The sequence below is a fragment of the Mesorhizobium sp. M0514 genome, from assembly GCF_040321145.1.
Classification (GTDB): Bacteria; Pseudomonadota; Alphaproteobacteria; order Rhizobiales; family Rhizobiaceae; genus Mesorhizobium.
Map to the genome: position 1 here is coordinate 20,732 of NZ_JAMYQZ010000057.1, position 20,707 is coordinate 41,438.

General features: G+C 63.6%; 25 protein-coding genes and 1 pseudogene. 18 read left to right on the plus strand and 8 right to left on the minus strand.

What is annotated here, in order from left to right:
* Positions 1 to 87 precede the first annotated feature (87 nt).
* The 4 genes from NKI61_RS21730 to NKI61_RS21745 all read left to right on the plus strand — a co-directional run bounded on the left by NKI61_RS21730 (position 88) and on the right by NKI61_RS21745 (position 4,839).
* Entirely contained in the window at positions 88 to 2,292 is a 2,205-nt protein-coding gene (locus NKI61_RS21730) for an ABC transporter permease (RefSeq protein WP_502899913.1), read from the plus strand.
* Between the two features lie 14 nt (positions 2,293 to 2,306).
* Positions 2,307 to 3,410: an ABC transporter ATP-binding protein gene (locus NKI61_RS21735; RefSeq protein ID WP_352840765.1), complete on the plus strand. Its 1,104-nt coding sequence runs from the start codon at positions 2,307 to 2,309 to the stop codon at positions 3,408 to 3,410.
* Positions 3,411 to 3,508: 98 nt separating this feature from the next.
* Positions 3,509 to 3,982 carry a carboxymuconolactone decarboxylase family protein gene (locus tag NKI61_RS21740; protein WP_023673089.1) on the plus strand — a complete coding sequence of 158 codons (474 nt, stop codon included), beginning with the start codon at positions 3,509 to 3,511 and terminating at the stop codon, positions 3,980 to 3,982.
* Complete coding sequence (locus tag NKI61_RS21745; protein WP_352840767.1) at positions 3,982 to 4,839, plus strand: sigma-70 family RNA polymerase sigma factor; 858 nt, start codon at positions 3,982 to 3,984, stop codon at positions 4,837 to 4,839. Before NKI61_RS21740 ends, NKI61_RS21745 begins: the two co-directional genes overlap by 1 nt.
* A 113-nt stretch (positions 4,840 to 4,952) precedes the next feature.
* Here the strand turns inward: NKI61_RS21745 and NKI61_RS21750 are convergent, their stop codons facing one another.
* On the minus strand, positions 4,953 to 5,537 hold the full coding sequence (locus NKI61_RS21750) for a TetR/AcrR family transcriptional regulator (protein ID WP_023693653.1): 585 nt from the start codon (positions 5,535 to 5,537) through the stop codon (positions 4,953 to 4,955).
* Between the two features lie 104 nt (positions 5,538 to 5,641).
* On the opposite strand from NKI61_RS21750, the gene NKI61_RS21755 reads away from it, so the two are divergent.
* Both NKI61_RS21755 and NKI61_RS21760 read left to right on the plus strand, forming a co-directional pair.
* On the plus strand, positions 5,642 to 6,457 hold the full coding sequence (locus NKI61_RS21755; RefSeq protein WP_352840769.1) for an oxidoreductase: 816 nt from the start codon (positions 5,642 to 5,644) through the stop codon (positions 6,455 to 6,457).
* Positions 6,458 to 6,525: 68 nt separating this feature from the next.
* Positions 6,526 to 7,526, plus strand: a pseudogene (locus NKI61_RS21760) (NADP-dependent oxidoreductase).
* Positions 7,527 to 7,624: 98 nt separating this feature from the next.
* Here the strand turns inward: NKI61_RS21760 and NKI61_RS21765 are convergent.
* The gene (locus NKI61_RS21765; RefSeq protein WP_023826729.1) at positions 7,625 to 8,542 is read right to left on the minus strand and encodes a polyprenyl synthetase family protein; all 918 of its coding nucleotides are present in this window, start codon (positions 8,540 to 8,542) and stop codon (positions 7,625 to 7,627) included.
* 132 nt (positions 8,543 to 8,674) lie between these two features.
* Here NKI61_RS21765 and NKI61_RS21770 point away from each other — a divergent pair, with 132 nt between their 5' ends.
* The 4 genes from NKI61_RS21770 (at position 8,675) to NKI61_RS21785 (ending at position 11,457) form a co-directional block, all read left to right on the plus strand.
* On the plus strand, positions 8,675 to 9,382 hold the full coding sequence (locus NKI61_RS21770) for a biosynthetic peptidoglycan transglycosylase (protein WP_050587122.1): 708 nt from the start codon (positions 8,675 to 8,677) through the stop codon (positions 9,380 to 9,382).
* A gap of 153 nt (positions 9,383 to 9,535) precedes the next feature.
* Entirely contained in the window at positions 9,536 to 9,718 is a 183-nt protein-coding gene (gene rpmF / locus NKI61_RS21775; protein WP_008834724.1) for a 50S ribosomal protein L32, read from the plus strand.
* A gap of 196 nt (positions 9,719 to 9,914) precedes the next feature.
* Positions 9,915 to 10,862 (plus strand): agmatinase, encoded by a 948-nt coding sequence (locus NKI61_RS21780; protein ID WP_023733045.1) that lies wholly within the window; start codon positions 9,915 to 9,917, stop codon positions 10,860 to 10,862.
* A gap of 193 nt (positions 10,863 to 11,055) precedes the next feature.
* Positions 11,056 to 11,457 (plus strand): hypothetical protein, encoded by a 402-nt coding sequence (locus NKI61_RS21785; protein WP_023670154.1) that lies wholly within the window; start codon positions 11,056 to 11,058, stop codon positions 11,455 to 11,457.
* A 245-nt stretch (positions 11,458 to 11,702) separates the two neighbouring features.
* On the opposite strand, the gene NKI61_RS21790 is transcribed toward NKI61_RS21785, so the two are convergent.
* From NKI61_RS21790 to NKI61_RS21800, 3 genes are all read right to left on the minus strand, one after another.
* A complete protein-coding gene (locus NKI61_RS21790) occupies positions 11,703 to 12,134 on the minus strand; it encodes a GlcG/HbpS family heme-binding protein (RefSeq protein ID WP_023684003.1) in 432 nt (143 codons plus the stop codon).
* 175 nt (positions 12,135 to 12,309) lie between these two features.
* Positions 12,310 to 12,543, minus strand: a complete 234-nt coding sequence (locus tag NKI61_RS21795) for a hypothetical protein (protein WP_023684002.1) — start codon at positions 12,541 to 12,543, stop codon at positions 12,310 to 12,312.
* Between the two features lie 79 nt (positions 12,544 to 12,622).
* Positions 12,623 to 13,150 (minus strand): winged helix-turn-helix transcriptional regulator, encoded by a 528-nt coding sequence (locus tag NKI61_RS21800; protein WP_023754138.1) that lies wholly within the window; start codon positions 13,148 to 13,150, stop codon positions 12,623 to 12,625.
* 114 nt (positions 13,151 to 13,264) lie between these two features.
* On the opposite strand from NKI61_RS21800, the gene NKI61_RS21805 reads away from it, so the two are divergent.
* The 5 genes from NKI61_RS21805 to NKI61_RS21825 all read left to right on the plus strand — a co-directional run bounded on the left by NKI61_RS21805 (position 13,265) and on the right by NKI61_RS21825 (position 16,082).
* The gene (locus NKI61_RS21805) at positions 13,265 to 14,098 is read left to right on the plus strand and encodes an alpha/beta fold hydrolase (RefSeq protein ID WP_352840773.1); all 834 of its coding nucleotides are present in this window, start codon (positions 13,265 to 13,267) and stop codon (positions 14,096 to 14,098) included.
* A gap of 116 nt (positions 14,099 to 14,214) precedes the next feature.
* Complete coding sequence (locus NKI61_RS21810) at positions 14,215 to 14,871, plus strand: glutathione S-transferase family protein (protein WP_023690076.1); 657 nt, start codon at positions 14,215 to 14,217, stop codon at positions 14,869 to 14,871.
* Positions 14,872 to 14,876: 5 nt separating this feature from the next.
* On the plus strand, positions 14,877 to 15,203 hold the full coding sequence (locus NKI61_RS21815; protein WP_031197100.1) for an ArsR/SmtB family transcription factor: 327 nt from the start codon (positions 14,877 to 14,879) through the stop codon (positions 15,201 to 15,203).
* 23 nt (positions 15,204 to 15,226) lie between these two features.
* The gene (locus NKI61_RS21820) at positions 15,227 to 15,601 is read left to right on the plus strand and encodes a nuclear transport factor 2 family protein (RefSeq protein ID WP_032904808.1); all 375 of its coding nucleotides are present in this window, start codon (positions 15,227 to 15,229) and stop codon (positions 15,599 to 15,601) included.
* A gap of 16 nt (positions 15,602 to 15,617) precedes the next feature.
* Entirely contained in the window at positions 15,618 to 16,082 is a 465-nt protein-coding gene (locus NKI61_RS21825; RefSeq protein WP_023690078.1) for an SRPBCC family protein, read from the plus strand.
* Positions 16,083 to 16,111: 29 nt separating this feature from the next.
* Here the strand turns inward: NKI61_RS21825 and NKI61_RS21830 are convergent, their stop codons facing one another.
* The 3 genes from NKI61_RS21830 to NKI61_RS21840 all read right to left on the minus strand — a co-directional run bounded on the left by NKI61_RS21830 (position 16,112) and on the right by NKI61_RS21840 (position 17,937).
* Entirely contained in the window at positions 16,112 to 16,375 is a 264-nt protein-coding gene (locus NKI61_RS21830; protein ID WP_023690079.1) for an ArsR/SmtB family transcription factor, read from the minus strand.
* A gap of 32 nt (positions 16,376 to 16,407) precedes the next feature.
* A complete protein-coding gene (locus NKI61_RS21835) occupies positions 16,408 to 17,646 on the minus strand; it encodes an MFS transporter (RefSeq protein WP_023683997.1) in 1,239 nt (412 codons plus the stop codon).
* A 96-nt stretch (positions 17,647 to 17,742) separates the two neighbouring features.
* Positions 17,743 to 17,937, minus strand: coding sequence for a DUF1192 domain-containing protein (locus tag NKI61_RS21840; protein WP_023670145.1), 195 nt, complete (start codon positions 17,935 to 17,937; stop codon positions 17,743 to 17,745).
* Between the two features lie 136 nt (positions 17,938 to 18,073).
* Between NKI61_RS21840 and NKI61_RS21845 the strand changes: the two genes are divergently transcribed.
* The 3 genes from NKI61_RS21845 to NKI61_RS21855 all read left to right on the plus strand — a co-directional run bounded on the left by NKI61_RS21845 (position 18,074) and on the right by NKI61_RS21855 (position 20,600).
* Positions 18,074 to 19,084, plus strand: coding sequence for an NAD(P)H-quinone oxidoreductase (locus tag NKI61_RS21845; RefSeq protein ID WP_032903975.1), 1,011 nt, complete (start codon positions 18,074 to 18,076; stop codon positions 19,082 to 19,084).
* 356 nt (positions 19,085 to 19,440) lie between these two features.
* Positions 19,441 to 19,581, plus strand: a complete 141-nt coding sequence (locus NKI61_RS21850; protein WP_023670143.1) for a DUF1127 domain-containing protein — start codon at positions 19,441 to 19,443, stop codon at positions 19,579 to 19,581.
* 326 nt (positions 19,582 to 19,907) lie between these two features.
* Entirely contained in the window at positions 19,908 to 20,600 is a 693-nt protein-coding gene (locus NKI61_RS21855) for a DUF1013 domain-containing protein (protein ID WP_023670142.1), read from the plus strand.
* Positions 20,601 to 20,707 lie beyond the last annotated feature (107 nt).

Genomic DNA, 20,707 nt, shown 5'->3' on the forward strand with positions numbered 1-20,707 from the left:
GTTCTTTTGCGCTCGCTCTAGCATCTGATCGCCGGCTGCCCCTCGCCGCAGCCGGCGCACCATCCTTTGGCAACAGAAAGACATTGAATGGCCGCGGCCGGTTCCATGGTCAGTTCCGCTCCTGGACGAAGCGCGCTCGCCTGGGTAATGGCCGCGTGGGCGAGCTTCGTGCTCTTGCCTTGGTACAAGGTCGAAGGCGGCTTCCTTTCGTTCGACTGGCTGGCACAGCCGGCGGATGCGACGCCGGCCATCATCCTGGCGCTCGGTGGCCGGCCCTGGCTGTTGCCGCTTATCCTGCCGCTTCTGCTGGCGAGCTGGCTGGTGGCGCGCAACAACCCCAAGAGCCTGGCGGTTGCAGGCGCGGCGGGCCTGCTGTGGCTGGCCATCGAAGGCTTTTCCATCATCCATTCGGGCTGGGGATTTGGCTTGCTTACCCGGATCGCCGGCACGCCGGGACCGATGCAGCCCGGGCTTGGCTGGGGCGCGGCGCTCTATGCCGTGGCGATGCTGATGTTCATCGCCGAGGCGCTCGCTGCGCGGGGATGGTGCAAGGGCGACCGTTTCGTCGTCGGCTCGCTCTCAATCGTGATTGCTTCGCTGATCCTGTTCGTCGCCTATCCGCTGCTGTCGATCCTCACCTCGGCCATCAAGGACAATGACGGCAATGTCGTGCCGGCGCTGTTCTTCGACAAGATCTTCAGCGCCAACATATGGAGCCTGCGCTGCCTCTATGGCGAGGGCTCCTGCGGCGTGGCGTGGAACACGGTGGCGATCGCAGTCCTCGTCGGCTTTTTCTGCACGGCGCTCGGCCTAGCGCTGGCGCTGATCGCGCTACGCACCAAGCTGCCGGCCAAATGGTTGCTGCGCGGCCTGTCCATCCTGCCGATCATCACGCCGCCCTTCGTCATCGGCCTGGCGCTGATCCTGCTGTTCGGCCGCGCCGGCATCGTCACCAACCTCATGTCGGTGCATCTCGGCATTCCGCGCAGCCGCTGGATCTATGGCATGGCCGGCATCACCATCGCGCAGGTGCTGGCCTTCACGCCGATCGCCTTCCTGGTTTTGGTCGGCGTGCTGCAAGGGGTCAGCCCGAGCATGGAGGAGGCATCACAAACCCTGCGCGCCAGCCGCTGGCGGACGTTTCGCACCGTCACCTGGCCGTTGATCCGGCCGGGCCTGGCCAGCGCCTTCCTGATCTCGTTCATCGAGAGCATGGCCGATTTCGCCAATCCGCTGGTGCTGGGCGGAAACTTCAACGTGCTGTCGACCGACATCTTCTTTGCAGTGGTCGGTGCGGCGCACGACCAGGGCCGCGCGGCGGTGCTGGCGATCGTGCTGTTGATGTTCACGCTGGCAGCCTTCGTCATCCAGCGCCGCTGGATCGGCAGCCGCAGCTACGTCACCGTCGCAGGCAAGGGCGATGGCGGCGTACCGGCGACGCTGCCCAAGGCCTTGCGGATCGGCTGCTACGCCGCCGTCGTTCCGTGGCTGGTTCTGACCATCGTGGTCTACGGCATCATCCTGGGCGGCGGTTTCGTGCAATCGATCGGGCGCGACAACACGCCGACGCTCGAATATTTCCTCACCGCCTTTTCGATCGAGAAAGGCGTCAATGGCTGGTTTTTCAGCGGCTCGGCCTGGCCGTCGCTGCTGATGACCATCGGCCTGGCGCTGGTGGCGATGCCGTTCACCGCGGCGCTCGGCATCCTGACGGCCTATCTGCTCGACCGGCAGCGTTTCGCCGGGCGCACCATGTTCGAATTCCTGGCGATGATGAGCTTTGCGATTCCCGGCACGGTGATCGGCGTCAGCTATATCCTTGCCTTCAACGTGCCGCCGGTGCAGTTGACCGGCACCGGGCTGATCATCGTCATCTCCTTCATCTTCCGCAACATGCCGGTGGCGATCCGTGCCGGGCTCGCCAATCTCGGACAGATCGACAAGAGCCTGGACGAGGCATCGCTGACGCTTGGGGCGCGGTCTTTTGCTACCTTGCGGCGGGTGATCCTGCCGATCCTGAAGCCGGCGATCGTGACCGCGATGATCTACAGTTTCGTGCGCGCGGTGACGGCGGTCAGCGCCGTCATCTTCCTGGCGAGCGGCCGGTTCAATCTCGCCACGGTCTACATTGTCGGGCGCGCAGATGTCGGCGAATACGGCATCGCGATTGTCTATTCGGCGGTGATGATCGTTGTCATGATGGTCATCCTCATCGGCATCCAGCTGCTGGTCGGCGAACGCCGGCTCGGCCGGCGCCGGCCTGGGGCGGAAGCCGTGGTGGCAGCAATCTGATGGGGAGAAGCGGCGTGGATCAGACGGCGAAGAATGCTGCCCCGGTTGTCACGGACAGGCCGGCCGTGCGGTTCGAGGGCGTCACCAAGAAATACGGCGCGGTGATCGCCGTCGACAATGTCAGCTTCGACATCGCGCCGGCCAGCCTGGTGACGCTGCTCGGGCCCTCGGGTTGCGGCAAGACGACGACGCTCAGGCTGATCGCCGGGCTGGAACAGACCAGCACCGGGCGCATCCTGATCGACGACAAGGACGTCACCTTGCTGTCCGCCGCCGAGCGAGATGTCTCCATGGTGTTCCAGTCCTATGCGCTGTTCCCGCACATGAACGTGATGGAGAATGTTAGCTACGGCCTGCGGGCGATGGGGCTTGGCAAGGCGCAGGCAGCCGAGCGCGCCGCCGAAAAGCTGTCGCTTGTCGGCCTGTCCGGCTACGAGAAGCGCCAGCCGAGCGAATTGTCCGGCGGCCAGCAGCAGCGCGTCGCGGTGGCGCGCGCCATCGTACTGGAGCCGAAGGTGCTGCTGTTCGACGAGCCGCTGTCCAATCTCGACGCCAAGCTGCGCCGGCGGGTGCGCGACGAAATCCGCAGCCTCCAGCAAGATCTGGCGCTGACCATGGTCTATGTCACGCATGACCAGGAAGAGGCGCTGGCCGTCTCCGATCGCATCATCGTCATGAACGCCGCTCGCGTCGCCCAGGACGGTACGCCGCGCGACCTCTACAACGAGCCGACCAACCGCTTCATCGCCGACTTCATGGGCGACGCCAATCTGCTCGATGTCGAGGTGGTTTCCAGCAACGCGGCCAGCGCCAAGGTGAAGATCGGGCCGCTGCGGCTCGAAATGCCGGCTCGCGGTATCGCTCCGGGGCGGGCGATCCTGGCTGTGCGCCCGAATGCCGTGCGCATCCTGGCCGACCAGGCAGCCACCGGCCGGATGAGGGGCCGGGTGATCAAGAGCTCGTATCTCGGCGACCACATGGAATACCGGATCGCGATCAGCGATCCGGCGGTCGAACTGTTCGCGACATCGCCTGATGTCACACCCGCCGTGGCGGAAGGGACGATGGTCGGGATCGATTTCGATCCGGCGAAGATCGTGCTGATCAAAGACGATTGAACGCGCCGGGAAAGCACCTTCGAAAAAATCCAGCCTGAATGTCACACCGGCCGGACCTGCCTCGTCATGATGGCGTACCCAACACAAGGACTGCAATCATGACTGCCAAAATCGACCTCTTCGCCGCCGCCCCTGCGCTGATCAAGCAGTGGCAGCGCGCATCGACCGAACTCTCCGTCGCCGCCGGGCTCGAGCACAGCCTCAACGAGCTGGTGAAGCTTCGGGCGTCGCAGATCAATGGCTGCGCCAACTGCATCAATCTGCATGCCACCGAAGCGCGCGAGAATGGCGAGACCGAGCAGCGCATCTATCTGCTGCCGGCCTGGCGCGAAGCGCCCTGCTACAGCGACCGCGAGCGTGCCGCGCTCGGCTGGACCGATGCGCTGACGCGCCTCTCGGAAGGACAGGACCGCGAAAGCGCCTATGATGATCTTAAGGCGCATTTCACCGAGGAGGAGCAGGTGAAGCTCACCGTTTTGATCAACATCATCAATGGCTGGAACCGCATCGCCGTTGGCTTCGGGCTCTACACCGACGCAGCAACGATACGCGCCAGCGCCAAGGCGGCCTGATGCCGGCGACGGCACCCGACGACGCGGCAGCGGGCTTCGGCCCGCTGCGTCCGAAGCTGATGCGGGTCGCCTATCGCATGCTGGGCTCGGTGACCGACGCCGAGGATGTCGTGCAGGATGCCTTCATCCGCTGGATGGGGACCGACCGCTCGCAGGTTCGCGAGCCAGAAGCGTTCCTGCGCCGCACGGTGACGCGGCTTTGCCTTGACCAGCTCAAATCCACGCGGCGCCAGCGCGAGACTTATATCGGCCCTTGGCTGCCCGAGCCGATCGTCGAAGAGGACGATCTTGAAGATGTCACCTTGCCGCTGATGTTGGCGCTGGAGCGGCTTTCGCCGCTCGAGCGGGCGGCCTTTCTGCTGCACGATGTGTTCGGGCTGGAATTCGAGGAGGTCGCGACCGCCATCGAGCGCGATTCAGCCGCCTGCCGCCAGCTTGCCGCTCGCGCACGGGGCCATGTCCGCGAGGCGCGGCCCCGCTTCAAGGTGGAGAAGCAGCGTGGCCTGGAGATCGCCGAAGCCTTTTTCGCGGCATCGCGCAGCGGCGACATGCAGGCGCTCGGCGCGCTGCTGACGGCAGATGTCAGCGCTCATGCCGATGGCGGCGGCAAGCGTCCGGCGGCTTTGGCGCCGGTGCTGGGCTTCGACGCCGTCATGAAGCAATACGCGCAAGTCGCGGCCTGGCTGCGCGACAATCGCTCGACGCTGGTGCGCATCGGCTTCGTCAATGGACTGCCGGGGTTCGTCACCCAGGAGGCCGATGGCGAACTGCAGACGACCGCGCTTGACATCGAGGACGGGAAGATCGCGGCCGTCTATGTCATGCGCAATCCCGACAAGCTCAGGCATCTGCGTTAGACCCGATTGAATCGGAGCGAAATACCGGTTCGGCCCGCCTCCAAAAGCCGGCCCTTCCTGTGTGCGACCCGCAGGACGATGTCAGGGCCCTTTGCCGCTGCCGCCACCGGCCTCTAGGATGCCTTCTCGCCGTCACGTGGCTGGATCAGCCTGCGCGCGGCATCTGCTCCTGCCGCAAGGAAGCGATCCGACAATTCGGTCCCTGCCACCGCGCGGGCCAGTTGAAGCGCGCCGATGAGGGTCGCAAAGACGCCCATGGCAACGCCTTCCGGATCCCTGGCCTGCGGAAGCGCTGCAGACAACTGGCGCACCAAAACCAGCAAGCGTTCGGTGTAGACTTGGCGCGTTTCGAGCGGCTGACGCGCGAGTTCCGGGAGCAGCGCGGCGTTGGCGCAGCCCGTTCCCGGATTGTCCCGGTGCCCGGCTGACAGATACGCCGCTATCCCCATCTCCGGACCACCGGCGGCCAATACCTCTTGCAGTTGCTGCACCTGGCTCTCTAGCGCCGCTACCAGGCTTTCACGCACAAGCTCCGCCTTGGATTGGAAATGCGGATAGAAGGCTCCGTTCGTCAGCCCGGCGTCGCCCATAATGGCTGCCAGTCCGGACGCGGCGATGCCGTCACCGCGAAAACGCTGGGCTGCGACCTCGACGATGCGATCGCGGGAGGCGTCCTTTCGGCCCTTTTCGTAGCGCATGGCGCTCTTCCTTTCTGCTATTGCATTACGGTCGTAATTTGATATTATAATCATAATTCAACCTACGAACGAAAGCTAGCCCCAGTGGCTTTGGAGCATAAAAAATGAATGCGAACTCTGGAAAGACCGCAGTCGTGACCGGAGCCTCTTCGGGCATCGGCCGCGCAAGTGCCGAGGCCTTGGCGGGGGCGGGGTATACCGTCTTCGGGACAAGCCGCAGCAAGGCCGGCAACGGCCCGGCTAAGGTGTCCATGCTGACCTGCGACGTGACCGACGGGGAGTCCGTCAGCGCCCTCGTTGCAACCGTGCTGGCCCAGACCGATCGTATCGATCTGCTGGTGAACAATGCCGGTGTCGGCCTGCTTGGCGGCGCCGAGGAATCTTCGGTCGCACAGGTGCAGGCTCTGTTCGACGTCAATCTGTTCGGCGTCATGCGCATGACCAATGCGGTGTTGCCGTCGATGCGGCGCCGCGGCCAAGGGCGCATCGTCAACATCGGCTCGATTCTAGGATTGGCGCCCGCGCCATACTCAGCGCACTACTCGGCGGTCAAGCACGCGCTGGAGGGCTATTCGGAATCGCTCGATCATGAGGTTCGCGCCTTCAACATTCGCGTCTCGGTCATCGAGCCGGCATTCGTGCGCACCGTCTTCGACCAGAACGGCATCGAGCCGGATTCCCTGTTGAAGGACTACGATCAGGCGCGCGCCGGTCTCAAGGCGCTGCTTGCCGATGTGATGCCCAAAGCCGATCGGCCGGAAGTGGTGGCGGATGTGGTCGTCAAGGCAGCGACCGACGCCCGTCCGCGACGGCGCTATACCGCAGGGAAGGCAGCGCGCCAGGTCAGCCTGCTGCGCCGCTTCGCCCCCGCGGGGATGTTCGACAAGACCTTGCGCAAGCAGTTCCGCCTGCCGGTCTGAACAACGGTGGGACGGAGAATCTCACACACAAACGGCACACCAACGGACACTCTCAGAAAGTCACTGCCATGAAGGCATTCGTTGTCGATAAATATAGCAAGAAAGGCATTTTGCGGCTGGCCGAGATGCCGGAGCCGGAGCTGCTGGACAATGACGTCCTGGTCGAGGTCCATGCCGCCGGGGTGAACCTGCTGGATTCCAAAATCAGAACCGGCGAATTCAAACTCGTCCTTCCCTATCGCCGGCCCTTCATCCTCGGTCACGACGTTGCCGGGAGGGTTGTCAGGGTGGGCTCGAAAGTCCGCAAATTCAAACCCGGCGACGCCGTCTATGCGCGGCCGCGCGACGGCCGGATCGGGACATTCGCCGAATTCATCGCAATCGATGAAGCCGACGTGGCGCTGAAGCCGGCGAACCTCAGCATGGAAGAGGCGGCCTCGATCCCGCTGGTCGGTCTGACGCCTGGCAGGCTCTCATCGAGAGGGCGGGTCTGAAGACAGGCCAGAAGATCTTCATCCAGGCTGGCTCCGGCGGCGTGGGGACATTCGCCATCCAGTTGGCAAAGCACCTCGGCGCGATCGTTGCGACAACAGCGGGCGCGGCAAGCAACGATCTGGTCAGGGATCTCGGCGCCGATGTCGTCGTCGACTACAGGAAGGACGACTTCGAGAAAATCCTGTCGGGCTACGACGTCGTCCTGAACAGCCAGGACGCCAAGACGCTTGAGAAATCCCTGACTGTGCTGAAACCGGGTGGGAAGCTCATCTCGATTTCCGGTCCTCCGGATCCCGAATTTGCCAGGAAACAGAGACTGAACGTGGTGCTAAGGCTGCTGCTGCGGCTGCTGGGCCGTGGTATCAGGACCAAAGCCAAGCGCCGGGGCGTGGGATTTTCGTTCCTGTTCATGTCGGCGCAAGGTGAGCAACTGAGCAAAATCACGTCCCTCATCGAAGATGGGGCGATTCGCCCGGTCGTCGACAGGGTCTTTCCTTTTGAAGCGACCAATGAGGCGCTGGCTTACGTCGAAACAGGACGCGCCAAGGGCAAGGTCGTCGTCAAGGTCAGATAGCGCGCCCAGTTGCTTTGGGGGCATTTGAGAGACACCAAAGCAAGGCAGCGCAAGGCCGACAAATTCCGAAAACGGTTCGGCATCCGATCGCCCAAACCTCAGTTGTTGCGGATTGCCACGAAGCTTGCCGCTGCCTTCAGCAAGGCTGCCTGTTCACCGTAAGGCTCGAGCAATTCATGCGCCTGCTTGACCAGCCCATGGAGCTGGCTGCGCGCCCAGTTCGCGCCATGCAGCGCCACCAGCGTCGCCTTGCCGGCGGCTGCGTCCTTGCCGGTCGCCTTGCCCATCTGGCTGGCATCGGCGGTCAGGTCGAGCAGGTCGTCGGCGAGCTGGAAGGCAAGCCCGACCGCCGAGCCGAATTCGGCCAGCCGGTCGCGGTCCTGCGGTGCAGCGCCGGCAATGATCGCGCCGGCTTCGCAGGCGTAGCGGATCAGCGCGCCGGTTTTCATCGCCTGCAGCCGGACGATGCCGGCCTCGTCCGGCCTGTTGCGCTCGGCTTCGAGATCGAGCGTCTGCCCGCCGACCATGCCCCCAGTGCCGGCCGCGCGCGCCAGCGCCAGTACCAGTGCCGCCCTGCGCTCCGCCGGCAGCGCCGTCGCCTCATCGGCGAGGACATCGAAGGCAAGCGTCAGAAGCGCATCGCCGGCAAGTATGGCGGTGGCTTCATCGAAGGCCTTGTGCACGGTCGGCTGGCCGCGGCGCAGATCGTCGTCGTCCATGGCAGGCAGATCGTCATGGATCAGCGAATAGCAATGCACGCATTCGAGCGCTGTCGCCACGCGAAGCGACGCCTCGCCATCGGCGCCGAAAAGGGCGGCACTTTCCATGACCAGGAAGGGGCGCAGCCGCTTGCCGCCGTTCAGCACGCCATGGCGCATGGCCGCCATCAGACGCTCCGGCCGGGCGATCTCGCCGGCAAGCGTGCGGCCGTCGAGCAGCAGCCTGAGCCCGGCCTCGATCGCCGCCGCCCGCCCCAGAAGTGCGGCCTCAAAGGCCAATTGCTCGTCTTTCGTCATGGCCGGGAGCGGTAGCCGACACTCAGACGTTGCGCAAGAAGCCTCGCGCCATTATGCCGGAGGCGGGAGAGTGGCGCGGGTGGGGGCGGCTTGACGGAACCGATCGTCGATCATGAAACCGAAGGGTTTGAGATGGCGCGACCAAGGCGCGTGAACCGCGCCGGTCTGAAGCGCCTGGCACGGCGCGGCCTGGTCGTCGCCGTCGTGCTGGCGGCGATACCCATTGTGCTGACCTTCCTCTATCTGCCGTCCTTCGTGCATCCGATATCGACCTTGATGGTCAAAGACCTCGCGACCTTCTCCGGTTACGACCGGCGCTGGGTGTCGATCGACGATGTGTCCCCGGTGCTGGCCAATTCGGTGATCATGTCGGAGGACGGGCAATTCTGCTTCCATCGCGGCATCGATCTCGGCGAATTGCGCGGCGTCGTCGACGATGCGCTGGCCGGCGAGGCGACGCGCGGCGCCTCGACCATCACCATGCAGACGGTGAAGAACCTTTTCCTGTGGTCGCGGCCGCTGGGCTCGGTGCGCAAGGTGGTCGAACTGCCGCTGGCCGTCTATTTCGACGCGGTGATGTCGAAACGGCGGATCATGGAGATCTACCTCAACATCGCCGAATGGGGGCCGGGCATTTACGGCATCGAGGCGGCGGCGCAGCACCATTTCGGCGTTTCGGCCAAACAGCTGTCGCGGCGGCAGGCGGCATTGCTGGCCGTCTCGCTGCCCAATCCGATCGCCCGCAATCCGGCCAAGCCCGGTCCGGGTCTGCGGCGGCTGGCGTCGCTGATCGAACGCCGCGCCGGCCGTTCGGGCGCGTATGTCGGTTGTCTTGATTAGGTAGAACCGCTGCCAGTTCAAAAAAAATCGCCACGGTGCTGGCCAAAACGGCGCAGGGCGTGTATAGGCACCCGACTTTCTCAGATTATGGCCCTGACGCGGCCCTTTCACGAGGGCTATCGGGGCATTTTGACCATGTAGTGGAGCATATCCATGGCCGTTCCGAAACGAAAAACCTCTCCGTCCAAGCGCGGCATGCGCCGCTCGGCCGACGCTCTCAAGGCCCCGACCTATGTCGAGGACAAGAATTCCGGCGAAATGCGCCGCCCGCACCATATCGACCTGAAGACCGGCATGTATCGCGGTCGCCAGGTGCTGACGCCCAAGGAAAGCTGAGACCAGCTTTCGAAGGGTTTGAATGCCAAAAGAACCGGCCATTGGCCGGTTTTTTTGCGTTTGGTGCGCGTCGCGCCGCCAACTATGCCAAAGACCGGGCGTCCGTGGCGATACAAGCTGCGGCGGCGGTGCTGTATTGAGTGATGCCTTGTCGCGGCGCTTCCGCGCGATGATCGGCCGGCTTCAGAGGGACCGCATGACCAAGCTCACCACAGCACCGCGCGATATCTTCCAGACCTTCATGAACTTCCCGCTGGTCGAGGACCTCGATGCGCTGAAGGCGGATGTCGCCATCATCGGCATGCCTTACGGCAGTCCCTACACGATCGACGAGTTGGTCAACGACCAGACCAACGCGCCGACGGCGGTGCGGCGCGCCTCGCAGCGCATCAGCCTCGGGCTCGACCGCTATGATTTCGACATTGGCGGAACCCTGTTTGACGGGCAGGACGTCAAGGTGGTCGATGTCGGCGATGTCCCCGGCGATGCCGCCGGCGGCCACTACAGGTTGGCCGAAGCGGCGATCCGAAAGATCCGCGTCGCCGGCGCCTTGCCGATCACCATTGGCGGCGATCACGGCATTCCGATCCCGATCCTGCGGGCGCTTGACGGCGAAGGGCCGATCACCCTGGTTCAGATCGATGCCCATCTCGACTGGCGCGACAATGTCAACGGGGTCAGGGAAGGCTATTCCAGCCCCATCCGCCGCGCTTCGGAGATGGCGCATATAGCCGGGATTTTCCAGCTCGGCATCCGCGGCCAGGGCAGCGCCCGGCTCGAGGAGGTCGAGGCGGCCCGCGCCTACGGCTCCAACATCGTCACCGCCAATGAATGGCAGGATATCGGTACGGCGGCGCTGCTCAAGCGCATCCCGGACCGTGGCCGCTATTACCTGACCATCGATGCCGACGGTCTCGATCCCGCTGTCATGCCGGCGGTCGAAGGCCCGGCGCCTGGCGGCATCAGCTACCGGCAGACGATCGAACTGATCAAGGGGCTGTTCGCCAAGGGACGTGTCGTCGGCATCGACATCGTCGAGATCGCGCCGGCGCGCGACGTCAACGAGATCACCTCGATGACCGCCGGCCTTTTCATCCTCAACGCTATCGGCGCCGCCGTGCGGACAGGCCAGTTCAAGCGCTGAATCCCGGCGTGTCGGTGGTCAGCCGGGGCAACTGTGGCTGACAGGGTTGTTTCGCGCGGTCTTTTTCCGTGTTTGCGGGCGCTAGCGAAAAATCTTGACGGCGTGCCTGCGGGGCATTCTACAGAAGGTGCCCCCATTGTTTAGGCAATTCCTTGGGAAACCGCTTTCCTGGAATTGCTAGAGGAGACGCCTGATGTTCGGTGCCATCCCGCTGCTGATCGTGCCCTTCGTGGCCTACAATCTCGGACTCCTCGGAATATTCGGCAGCGGCGACGATCCGTGGGCGACCGAGATCTTCTCGTTCAGCATGATGTCGGGCGGGGTGTTCTCGATGACGCTCGGCGACCTGATGGTGGTGATCGGGCTGATCTTCCTGTTCCTCGAAATGGTGAAGTCGGTGCGCACCACGAACGCCTCGATCATGGACCATCTGTTGTCGACGCTGGTCTTCGTGGCGTTCCTGGTCGAGTTCCTGCTGGTGAAGGGCGCGGCGCACTCCGTCTTCTTCACGCTGATGGTGATCGCCCTGTTCGATGTGCTGGCCGGGTTTTCGGTGTCGATGCGGTCGGCGAGTAGAGACATAAATTTGAACTAGCCGCCTTCGTTGGATGGTCGCATCCGTTCGCGATTGGCGTGGCTGCTCTTTCTGGTCCTCCTGGGGCGAAGCAAGGAGCGAAGCGACGCGGCGCAGACCTTGGGATCCATTCCGTGAAGCTAAGGCGTTGCAACGGTTCAGAATTCTGCTCCGCTTACACTTGCGGCAAAGGTCGCGGCATGGATCCCGGGGTCTTCGCGACGGAGCTTCGCTCCTGCTTCGCCCTGGGATGACGAAGCTCCCCCTCAGCCCGGATCGGCGGTGAAGCCGGCGGCTTCGATGCCAGCGATGGCGGCGGCCTCGTCATTGTCCGACGTATCGCCCGAAATTCCGACGGCGCCGATGGCGGCGCCTGCCTTGTCGCGGATCAGCACGCCGCCGACGACTGGCAACACGCGTCCACCCGAGACGTCGGAAATGCCGGCGACGAGATGCGGCCGCTCCTTGGCGAAAGCCTCGACACGGCGCGAGCCCATCCCGATGGCGAGCGCGCCATAGGCCTTGCCGGCCGACATTTGCGGGCGCAGGAACGAGGCTCCGTCCTGACGCTGGAAGGCGACGAGATGCGCGCCGGCGTCCAGCACGGAAACGCCGAGCGGCTTGAGCTTCAGCTCGGCGCCCTTGGCGAAGGCGGCGTCGATGATGTGCTTGGCTTTTTCGAGGGTCAGTGCGGTCATGGCTGTCTCCTGATCAAAACGCGTCAATCATCGCCTGACATGCGGGATGCGAAATCCCGGTTGCGGTTGAAATTGCTTCGCGTGGGAAAGCGGAAATGGCGGGCATTGCTGATCGTGGCACATGGCGGATACGATCCGCCGGCATCCAGATCGGGCGTCGATGAAGAAGGCCGCGCTATTTTTTCTTGGCTCGGGGCGCTTTCTTGACCGGAACGGCAGGGGCGTTGGCGAGGTCTTCCGCTTCCTTGGCAAGGCGCAATGCCCGGAGCTTGTTGGTCTTGGCCTGGCGGGCGTCGGCCTCGGCGACATACTCCGCCATCGCCTTTTGCCGCACCGTGGCTGCCTCTTCCTGCTTCTTGAAACGCATATCCGCCCGGGCGCGGGCAGTATCCTTAGAGTTCTCGACCAAGAGCGTTATCCAATCCCGTAAATTATGTTTTTCAGCCCCTTGATAGCAGAGCCGGCCTGATAATGGGGAAATAAGTTGGTCAAGCGGCGGGGGCCTCGATGCCGCTCGACGCCTTGCGGGCGACCACCGCCTCATATCCGGCCTGCAATGTAGCGCGGACGGAAGGCCGCGCGGGTGTGGCGACAGGCGTGCCCAGATGGTCGTGGCGCAACTCGTCCATGAACTGCTCCCACATTGGCGGTCCGCCTTTCTCCAGCAGCTCGGCCCGGATCGAAAGCTCCTCGCTCACCGGCAGCCAGACGCGGCCCCAAGCGCCGAGATGCGCCATGATCGGCACCAGCGTGATGGCCATCTCGGTCAGGCTGTAGATCGCCTTCTGCTTGTGCGAGGGGTCGTCGGCCTTGGTCAGCATGCCGAGTTCCATCAGCCGCTTCAGCCGGTCGGCCAGGATATTGGAAGCGATGCCCTCGATCGAGCCGTTGAGCAGTTCGCGAAAGTGGCGTTTGCCGCCAAAAATCATGTCGCGCAGGATGATCAGGCTCCAGCGATCGCCGAACACTTCCAGCGACAGATTGATAGGGCATCCCGAGCGGTGTTCGGTTTTCATCCGACTCTCCTCAAAAACCAGTTGCATTAGCGTATCAGTTTTATTATCGTGCAACCGATTGCAAAACGCAATCAGTTTGATTGGCCTTTGATTGGCCCATGCGAGGAGAGTCCCATGACACGGGCAGCAGCACCCGAAATCGTCTCCCAGACGTTTGGGGATCCCGTCGATCCAACCGTTCTGCTGATCATGGGCGCCATGGCCTCGATGCTGTGGGGGCCGGAGGCGCTCTGCAAAAAACTCGCCGGCGAGGGCCGTTTCGTGATCCGCTACGACAATCGCGATACCGGCCTGTCGACCAAATATGCGCCGGGCGAGCCGCCGTATACCTTCGACGACATGGCGGACGATGCGGTGCGCGTCCTCGACGGTTGCGGCATCGGCAAGGCGCATGTGGTCGGGATGTCGATGGGCGGCATGATCGCGCAACGACTGGTGTTGAAACATCCCTCGCGTGTCATCACACTGACGGTGATCAGCAGTTCGCCGGTGGGGATCGATACATCGCACCTGCCGGGGACGACCGAGGCCTATATGGAGCACTCGGCCGATGGCGCCAAGGTCGATTGGTCGGACCGCGACCAGGTGATCGGCTTCGTCGTCAAGGATGCGCGTGCGATCGCCAGCACCGCGCATCCCTTCGACGAGAAGGCGATGCGCGCGTTCGTCCAACAGGACTACGACCGATCCGGCGGCTTCCTGAGCGCGACTAACCATTTCATGCTGAAGGGCGGCGAGGATCTGAAAGGACGCCTGCGCGAGATCAAGGTTCCGCTGCTCGTCATTCACGGGACATCGGATCCGATCTTTCCGGTCGACCATGGCGCAGCCCTTGCCGACGCTGTTGCCGGCGGGCGGCTTGTCCGCATCGAAGGCGGTGGCCACGAACTGCATCCCGACGACTGGGGCACGATCGTCGCCGCCATCGTGGCGCATACCAAACCCTGAAGGCAGTCTGGAACCTTGACACATTCGCCTCACGGAAATAGTTAAGTAAATGCTTCAGTGTTGGCGCTGGCTGGCACCGCTCCAGCATCGACGAACCGCAAACAGACGAGCAAAAAATGTCCCTGACCTTCCATTTCCATCCGCTGGCATCGTTCTGCTGGAAACCGCTGATAGCGTTTTACGAGAACGATACGCCCTTCACGCCGGTTATCGTCGACCTCGGCGATGAGCAGTCGCGGGCAGCGTTCCTGAAGGTGTCCCCGACCGGCAAGATGCCGGCGCTGCGTGACGATGCACGCAACCGCACGGTGCTGGAATCGACCATCGTCATCGAATATCTGGCGGCGCATTATCCCGGGCCGGTTGAGCTTATCCCGGCCGAGGCCGACCTTGCTCTCCAGGTCCGCCAGGCCGACCGTTTCTACGATTTCTACGTGCAGGCGCCGATGCAGAAGATCGTCGGCGACAGGTTGCGCCCGCAGGACAAGACCGATCCGTTCGGGGTCGATGAGGCGCGCGCGCAACTGCGCAACGCCTATGCGATCATCGAGGAGGAGATGCGCTCGAAACTCTGGGCGGCCGGGCCTACCTTCACCATGGCCGACTGCGCGGCCTCGCCGGCGCTGTTCTACGCCAACAAGGTCGAGCCATTCGGCGACAGCTATCCGGCCGTGAAACACTACCACGACCGCCTGCTCAAGCGGCCGTCCTTCGCCCGGGTGGTCGAGGAGGCGCAGCCCTACTTCAAGTTCTTTCCCTACAATAACGGCTGATCGCGATGCTGCACGATCCCGCCCAGTTCGACCTGATGTTCCAGGCGCTCGCAGACCCGGCCAGGCGCAGCATGGTCGAACGGCTGTCGCGTGGGCCGGCCTCGGTCAGCCAGTTGGCCGAACCGCTGGCGATGTCGCTGTCGGCCGTCGTCCAGCATCTCAACGTGCTCGAAGCAAGCGGGCTGGTGCGCTCGGAAAAGCTCGGCCGTGTGCGCACCTGCCAGATCGCGCCGCAGGCGCTGCGCAGCGCAGAACACTGGATCAACGAACGGCGGCTGACATGGGAGCGTCGGCTCGACCGACTCGGCGATTTTCTCGCCGAGACCGAATGACCTGAAGCAGAGGAGAAATGACCATGCCCGGCAAAAGCAGAGCGGAGTTGATCCGCGGCTATTTTTCCGCCTACCAGGCGAATAACAAGCCTGCCGTCGCGGCGGTGCTCGCCAACGATTTCACCTTCACCAGCCCCTATGACGACGCCATCGACCGTGCGACCTATTTCGAGCGCTGCTGGCCGGACAGCCCGGCCTTCAGCTCGATCGTCATCGAGCGGATATGCGAGGACGAGGACGCCGCCTTTGTCCTCTATCGCTGCGAGACGGCGGACGGAAAGACCTTCCGCAACACCGAACTGCATCTGTTCCATGGCGACAGGTTGCGCGCCGTCGAAGTCTATTTCGGCGCGTCCTATCGCGACGGCGTCTTCGTCGCGCAGAAACCATCAAGCTGACCAAGAGGACCCGACCATGGCCGAACGATCCGTCGTCCACTCCACCTTCGTCCTCGAGCGCCTCTATCCAGTTGCGCCGGCGAAAGTCTATTTCGCGCTCAGCGATCCGGCCGCCAAGCGGCGCTGGTTCGCCGACCCCGACAACCCGATGACCCACAGGCACGAAATGGATTTTTGCGTCGGCGGCCAGGAGGTCAATGCCGGCGGGCCGAAGAACGGGCCGATCCACACCTATACCGCCACCTATCAGGACATCGTGCCCAACCAGCGCATCGTCTACAGCTACGACATGCTGTTCGGTGATGTCAGAATCTCGGTTTCGCTGGCGACAATTGAGCTTCGCCCGGAAGGCACGGGCACGCGTCTGGTGCTCACCGAGCAGGGCGCGTTTCTCGATGGGCACGACACACCGTCATCGCGCGAGCATGGTACCCGATTCCTGCTCGATGCGCTGGGCAAGGCGCTGGCAACGGACACTTGAAAGCCAGGGAGGCGAGCTGGAATCTCGGCCTATGCTTCCCAGAACTGATCAAGCCAAATATTGAGCTTGAGGAAGCCGGCACTGCTGACTGTATAGACGCGCCTCGTGCCCTCGGCCCTGGCCTGAACCAGACCGGCGTCCAGCAACACTTTCAAGTGCTGGGACACGGCCGGGCGGGAGACTGGAAGGCCCGAAGCCAGCTCGTTGACGGTTTTCGGGCCACGCCGGAGCTCTTCCAGAAGATAGCGCCGGTTGGGGTCGGCAATCGCCATGAAGGCGTCAGAAAAGATCATGCCTATACTTGTGGGGCAAAGCTTTTCAAATCTCAACCGTCGGCTTCCGCTTTTCTGAGCCGCAGTGCTTCAGGGGTGACCGAGCGATCGGCCGGCTGGGTCTTGAAGGCATCGCGGTCTTCGATCGGCACCGGCGCGCGGCGGCTGATGCGCAGCAACGTGTAGGCGGCGAGGCTGAGATGCGCCAGCGCGGTGGCCAGGAACAGGCCTTCGGGGCGGAGCCAGCCCATCAGGGCGGCAGCCAGCAAGGGCCCGATCATGGTTCCGAAGCCATACAGAAGCAGCAGGCCGCCCGAGACCTTGACGAAATCCTCCGATCGGGCGTGGTCGTTGGCATGCGCCACGGCGATCGAATAGAGCGTGTAGGCAAAGGCGCCGTAGGCAGCGGCGAAGACAATGACGAGGACGGCGGAACGCGGTTCGAACAGGAAGATCAGGATGGCGAACAGTGCGGCGCCGAAAGCCGCGCCCGCCAGCACGAAACGGCGGTCGGTCTTGTCGGAGAGGCGTCCGGCCGGAAGCTGCATGGCCGCGCCGGCAATAACGACAAGGCTCATCATCAGTGCGATCTGGGCGGTGGAGATGCCGATACGGGCGCCGTAGACGGCGCCAAGCGTGCCCCAGGCGCCATTGGCGATGCCGACCAACAGGCAGGCGATCGCCGACACCGGCGAGTTGGCGTAGAGACCTTTGACGTCGAGCTTGACGTCCTGCAAAGGCTTGGGAGACGAAGCCGACGACACCGCGGTCGGGATCAGCGACAGGCAGAACAATATGCCGGTGATCATGAACAGCGATGCCGATCTGACGTCGCCGCCGGCAACGATCATCTGGCCGCCCATGATCGAGGCATAGGTGACCATCATGTAGAGGCCGAAGACGGTGCCGCGGTTCTCGTTGGTGGCCTTCTCGTTCAGCCAGCTTTCGATGACCATGAAGGCTCCGGCCATGGTGAAGCCGGTGAAGGCGCGCAGCAGGATCCAGACATATTCGTCGATGATCAGGCCGGTAAGCAACGCCACGATGGCGCCCGAAGCGGCAAAGGCGCCGAACGCCCGGACGTGGCCGGCGCGGCGCACCAGGCGCGGTGCGAAGAAGCAGCCGGTGACGAAGCCACCGGCCCAGGCCGTGCCCATCAGGCCGAGCGATGCGGTCGAAAACCCTTCGAGCTGGCCGCGCAACGGCAACAACAGGCCGTGCAATCCCGAAGCCGCGAGCAGGAAAGCGGTGCCGCGAAGCAGCGAGAGGATCGGCCTGTAGCTTGCAAACATTGTTTGATCCGTCTGGAGATTCGGTGGCGGGGTCTGAAGACAGGCGCATTCGGGCTTTTCGGCGGCGGATGCTCAACGCCGAAACTAACGCGAAAACTAGCCGCGGCGAAACAGGGCTTCGGCCGCCGATTTGGTGCTGCCCTTGGTCTGGAGCTCGGCTTCGAGCCGGGCAATCTCCTCGCGCAGGATGCTGATCCGTTCGGTCAGGTCACCGACCGAAAGCAGCGACAGATCCTGTCCGATCTCATGCGGGCGGGCTTTCTTCTTGGGTTCGTCGTCGAAGATCGCCATCGTCGCTCCTCCCTATTCAGTATTGGGGCTGATTTGTCCATTTGCCTGATCCGGCAATCAGCATACATAGGGCAGGGGCGTAGATGCAAACAGCCGGCAAGAAGCTGGCAGCCGGCGGACCGAGACGGGAAATTTCATGGCGAGCGGACATAAAATTCCAGCCACGATGACGGCCATTGCAATCTCGCAACCGGGCGGGCCGCGGGTGCTGAAACCGGAAACGCGCGACGTGCCGGTGCCTGGTCCCGGCGAAATCCTGATCCGGGTGCGTGCGGCCGGCGTCAACCGCCCCGACGTGCAGCAGCGCAAGGGCGCCTATCCGGCGCCGCCCGGCGCTTCCGACCTGCCCGGTCTCGAGGCATCGGGCGAAGTGGCCGTCCTTGGCGACGACATATCGCGCTGGCGCATCGGCGACCGGGTCTGCGCGCTGACGCCGGGGGGCGGTTATGCCGAATATGTAAAGGTTCATGCCGGCAGCGTGCTGCCGCTGCCCGCCGGCTTCACCCACACGGAGGCGGCCGCGGTTCCGGAAAACTATTTCACCGTCTGGCACAATGTGTTCGAGCGCGGCGGCCTGAAAAAGGGTGAGACGCTGCTGGTCCATGGCGGCTCATCGGGCATCGGCACCACGGCGATCCAGCTGGCGTCGGCCTTCGGCGCCTATGTCGTCACCACCGCCGGCAGCAAGGAAAAATGCGACGCCTGCCTGAAACTCGGCGCCGACCGGGCGATCAACTACCGCGAGGAGGATTTCGTCGCGGCGGTCAAGGATGCGACCGGCGGCAAGGGGGCCGACGTCATTCTCGACATGGTCGGCGGCGACTATATCGCGCGCAACTACGAGGCCGCCGCGGTCGAGGGCAGGATCGTCCAGATCGCCGTCCAGGCCGGCGCGGTGGCGAGCGCCGATTTCTCGAAAATCATGGTCAAGCGGCTGACCCACACCGGCTCGACGCTGCGGCCTCGCACGGTCGAGTTCAAGGCGGCGCTCGCCGCCGCACTGGAAGCACAGGTGTGGCCGCTGCTCGGCACCCGGAAGGTAGCGCCGGTGATGGACATGATCTTCCCGCTGACCGACGCCTGGCGGGCGCATGAGCGCATGGAAGAGGGCGAGCATATAGGCAAGATCGTTCTCGACGTCGGCTAGATGGGGCGAGATTTAGGTGAGGCCGGCCTGCGAATGGCGGCTCCCTGCGCTTCCGGCCTTCGCCGGCCGAAGCCCTCATGAGGCGTTGCGGCAGTTAAGGCTACGGCCGGCGTAGGCCGGTGCTTCGTACTGAAGTACGCTTCGCTCCGGTTCTCGGGAGCCGCCATTCTCTGCTCGGCCTGACCTGAACCTCGCGCCATGCTCCGCGCTCAGCCTGTCGGCAAGATGAACACAAGCTTAATGCTGCAATGCAGCATTTGCATTGCGGCTATGCAAAGACGTCTGTTCAATTCGTGGGCAGCACTGCCTATCTAAGCGTCATCGAAACGATTTGATCCAACAACTGGAGGACAACCATGAACCCGATCCGCGCTTTCCGTAACTGGCGTATGTACAACGAAACCGTGCGCGAGCTGAACAAGCTCAACGCCCGTCAGCTCAGCGACCTCGGCATCAGCCGCGGCGACATCGAGAGGATTGCCCGCAAGGCCATCTAATTCGAAGCCTGGTCGGCCGATGAGGCCTGACCACGCGGCAGAAGCAAGAGCCGCCGCAGACGGTATCCCGTCGCCGGTTCCGAGCCCGCTGGACCCTGTCCGGCGGGTTTTGTCGTCTTGGACCCCCTGTACAACTCGGCATCAATGATCGCCGGAGCCGAGGTCCTCCTGGCCTCCCCCGCTGTCCGGTGTCCGACGGCTGCGCCCTGCGCCAAAAACATTGCGAAACGGCAGCGGAGCGGTTATACAGGCCGCGAATTTCCCATTTTGGTGGCTCTAAACCACCGCCCGCGCGGGAACGCGGGCGAACGAGAAGGATTTTTGAAATGGCCAATACGCTGCTGATGCCCAAGGCGACCGCCGTCTGGCTGGTCGACAACACCGCGCTTTCCTTCGAGCAGATCGCGCAGTTCTGCGGGTTGCATCCGCTCGAGGTCAAGGCGATCGCCGACGGCGAATCGGCGCAGGGCATCAAGGGCATGGATCCGATCATGACCGGACAGCTGACCCGCGACGAGATCGCGCGCGCCGAGAAGGATCCGAACCAGCGCCTGAAACTGTCCGACCCCAAGGTGCGGGTGCCGGAATCCAAGCGCAAGGGTCCCCGCTACACACCGCTGTCGAAGCGCCAGGACCGGCCCAACGCCATCCTGTGGCTGGTCCGCAACCATCCGGAATTGAAGGACGCGCAGATTTCGCGCCTGGTCGGCACGACCAAGTCGACGATCGAACAGATCCGCGAGCGCAAGCACTGGAATTCGGCCAATCTGCAGCCGATGGACCCGGTGACGCTGGGTCTCGCTTCGCAGATCGACCTCGACATGGAAGTCAACCGCGCCTCGCGCGGCCGCGAGCAGGCGCAGCCTGTCGGCGACACGCTGCTGCCGGCTGCCGTGACCGAGCGCCTGGTGCCGGCGCCGGAGAAGCCGAAGGACGAGGATGCCGAGCTCGACGCAAACGCCGTGTTCGCCAAGCTCTCGGCGCTCAAGTCCAAGAAGGAAGATGCGGACGACGAGTAAGGTTTGCGACAGTTCATCAAAAAAGCCCGCTTCGTGAACTGACCCCCGAAAGTTGGACACAACCTTCGGGGGTTTTGCATGTCCAAATACAGCGAGAGTTTCAAGCG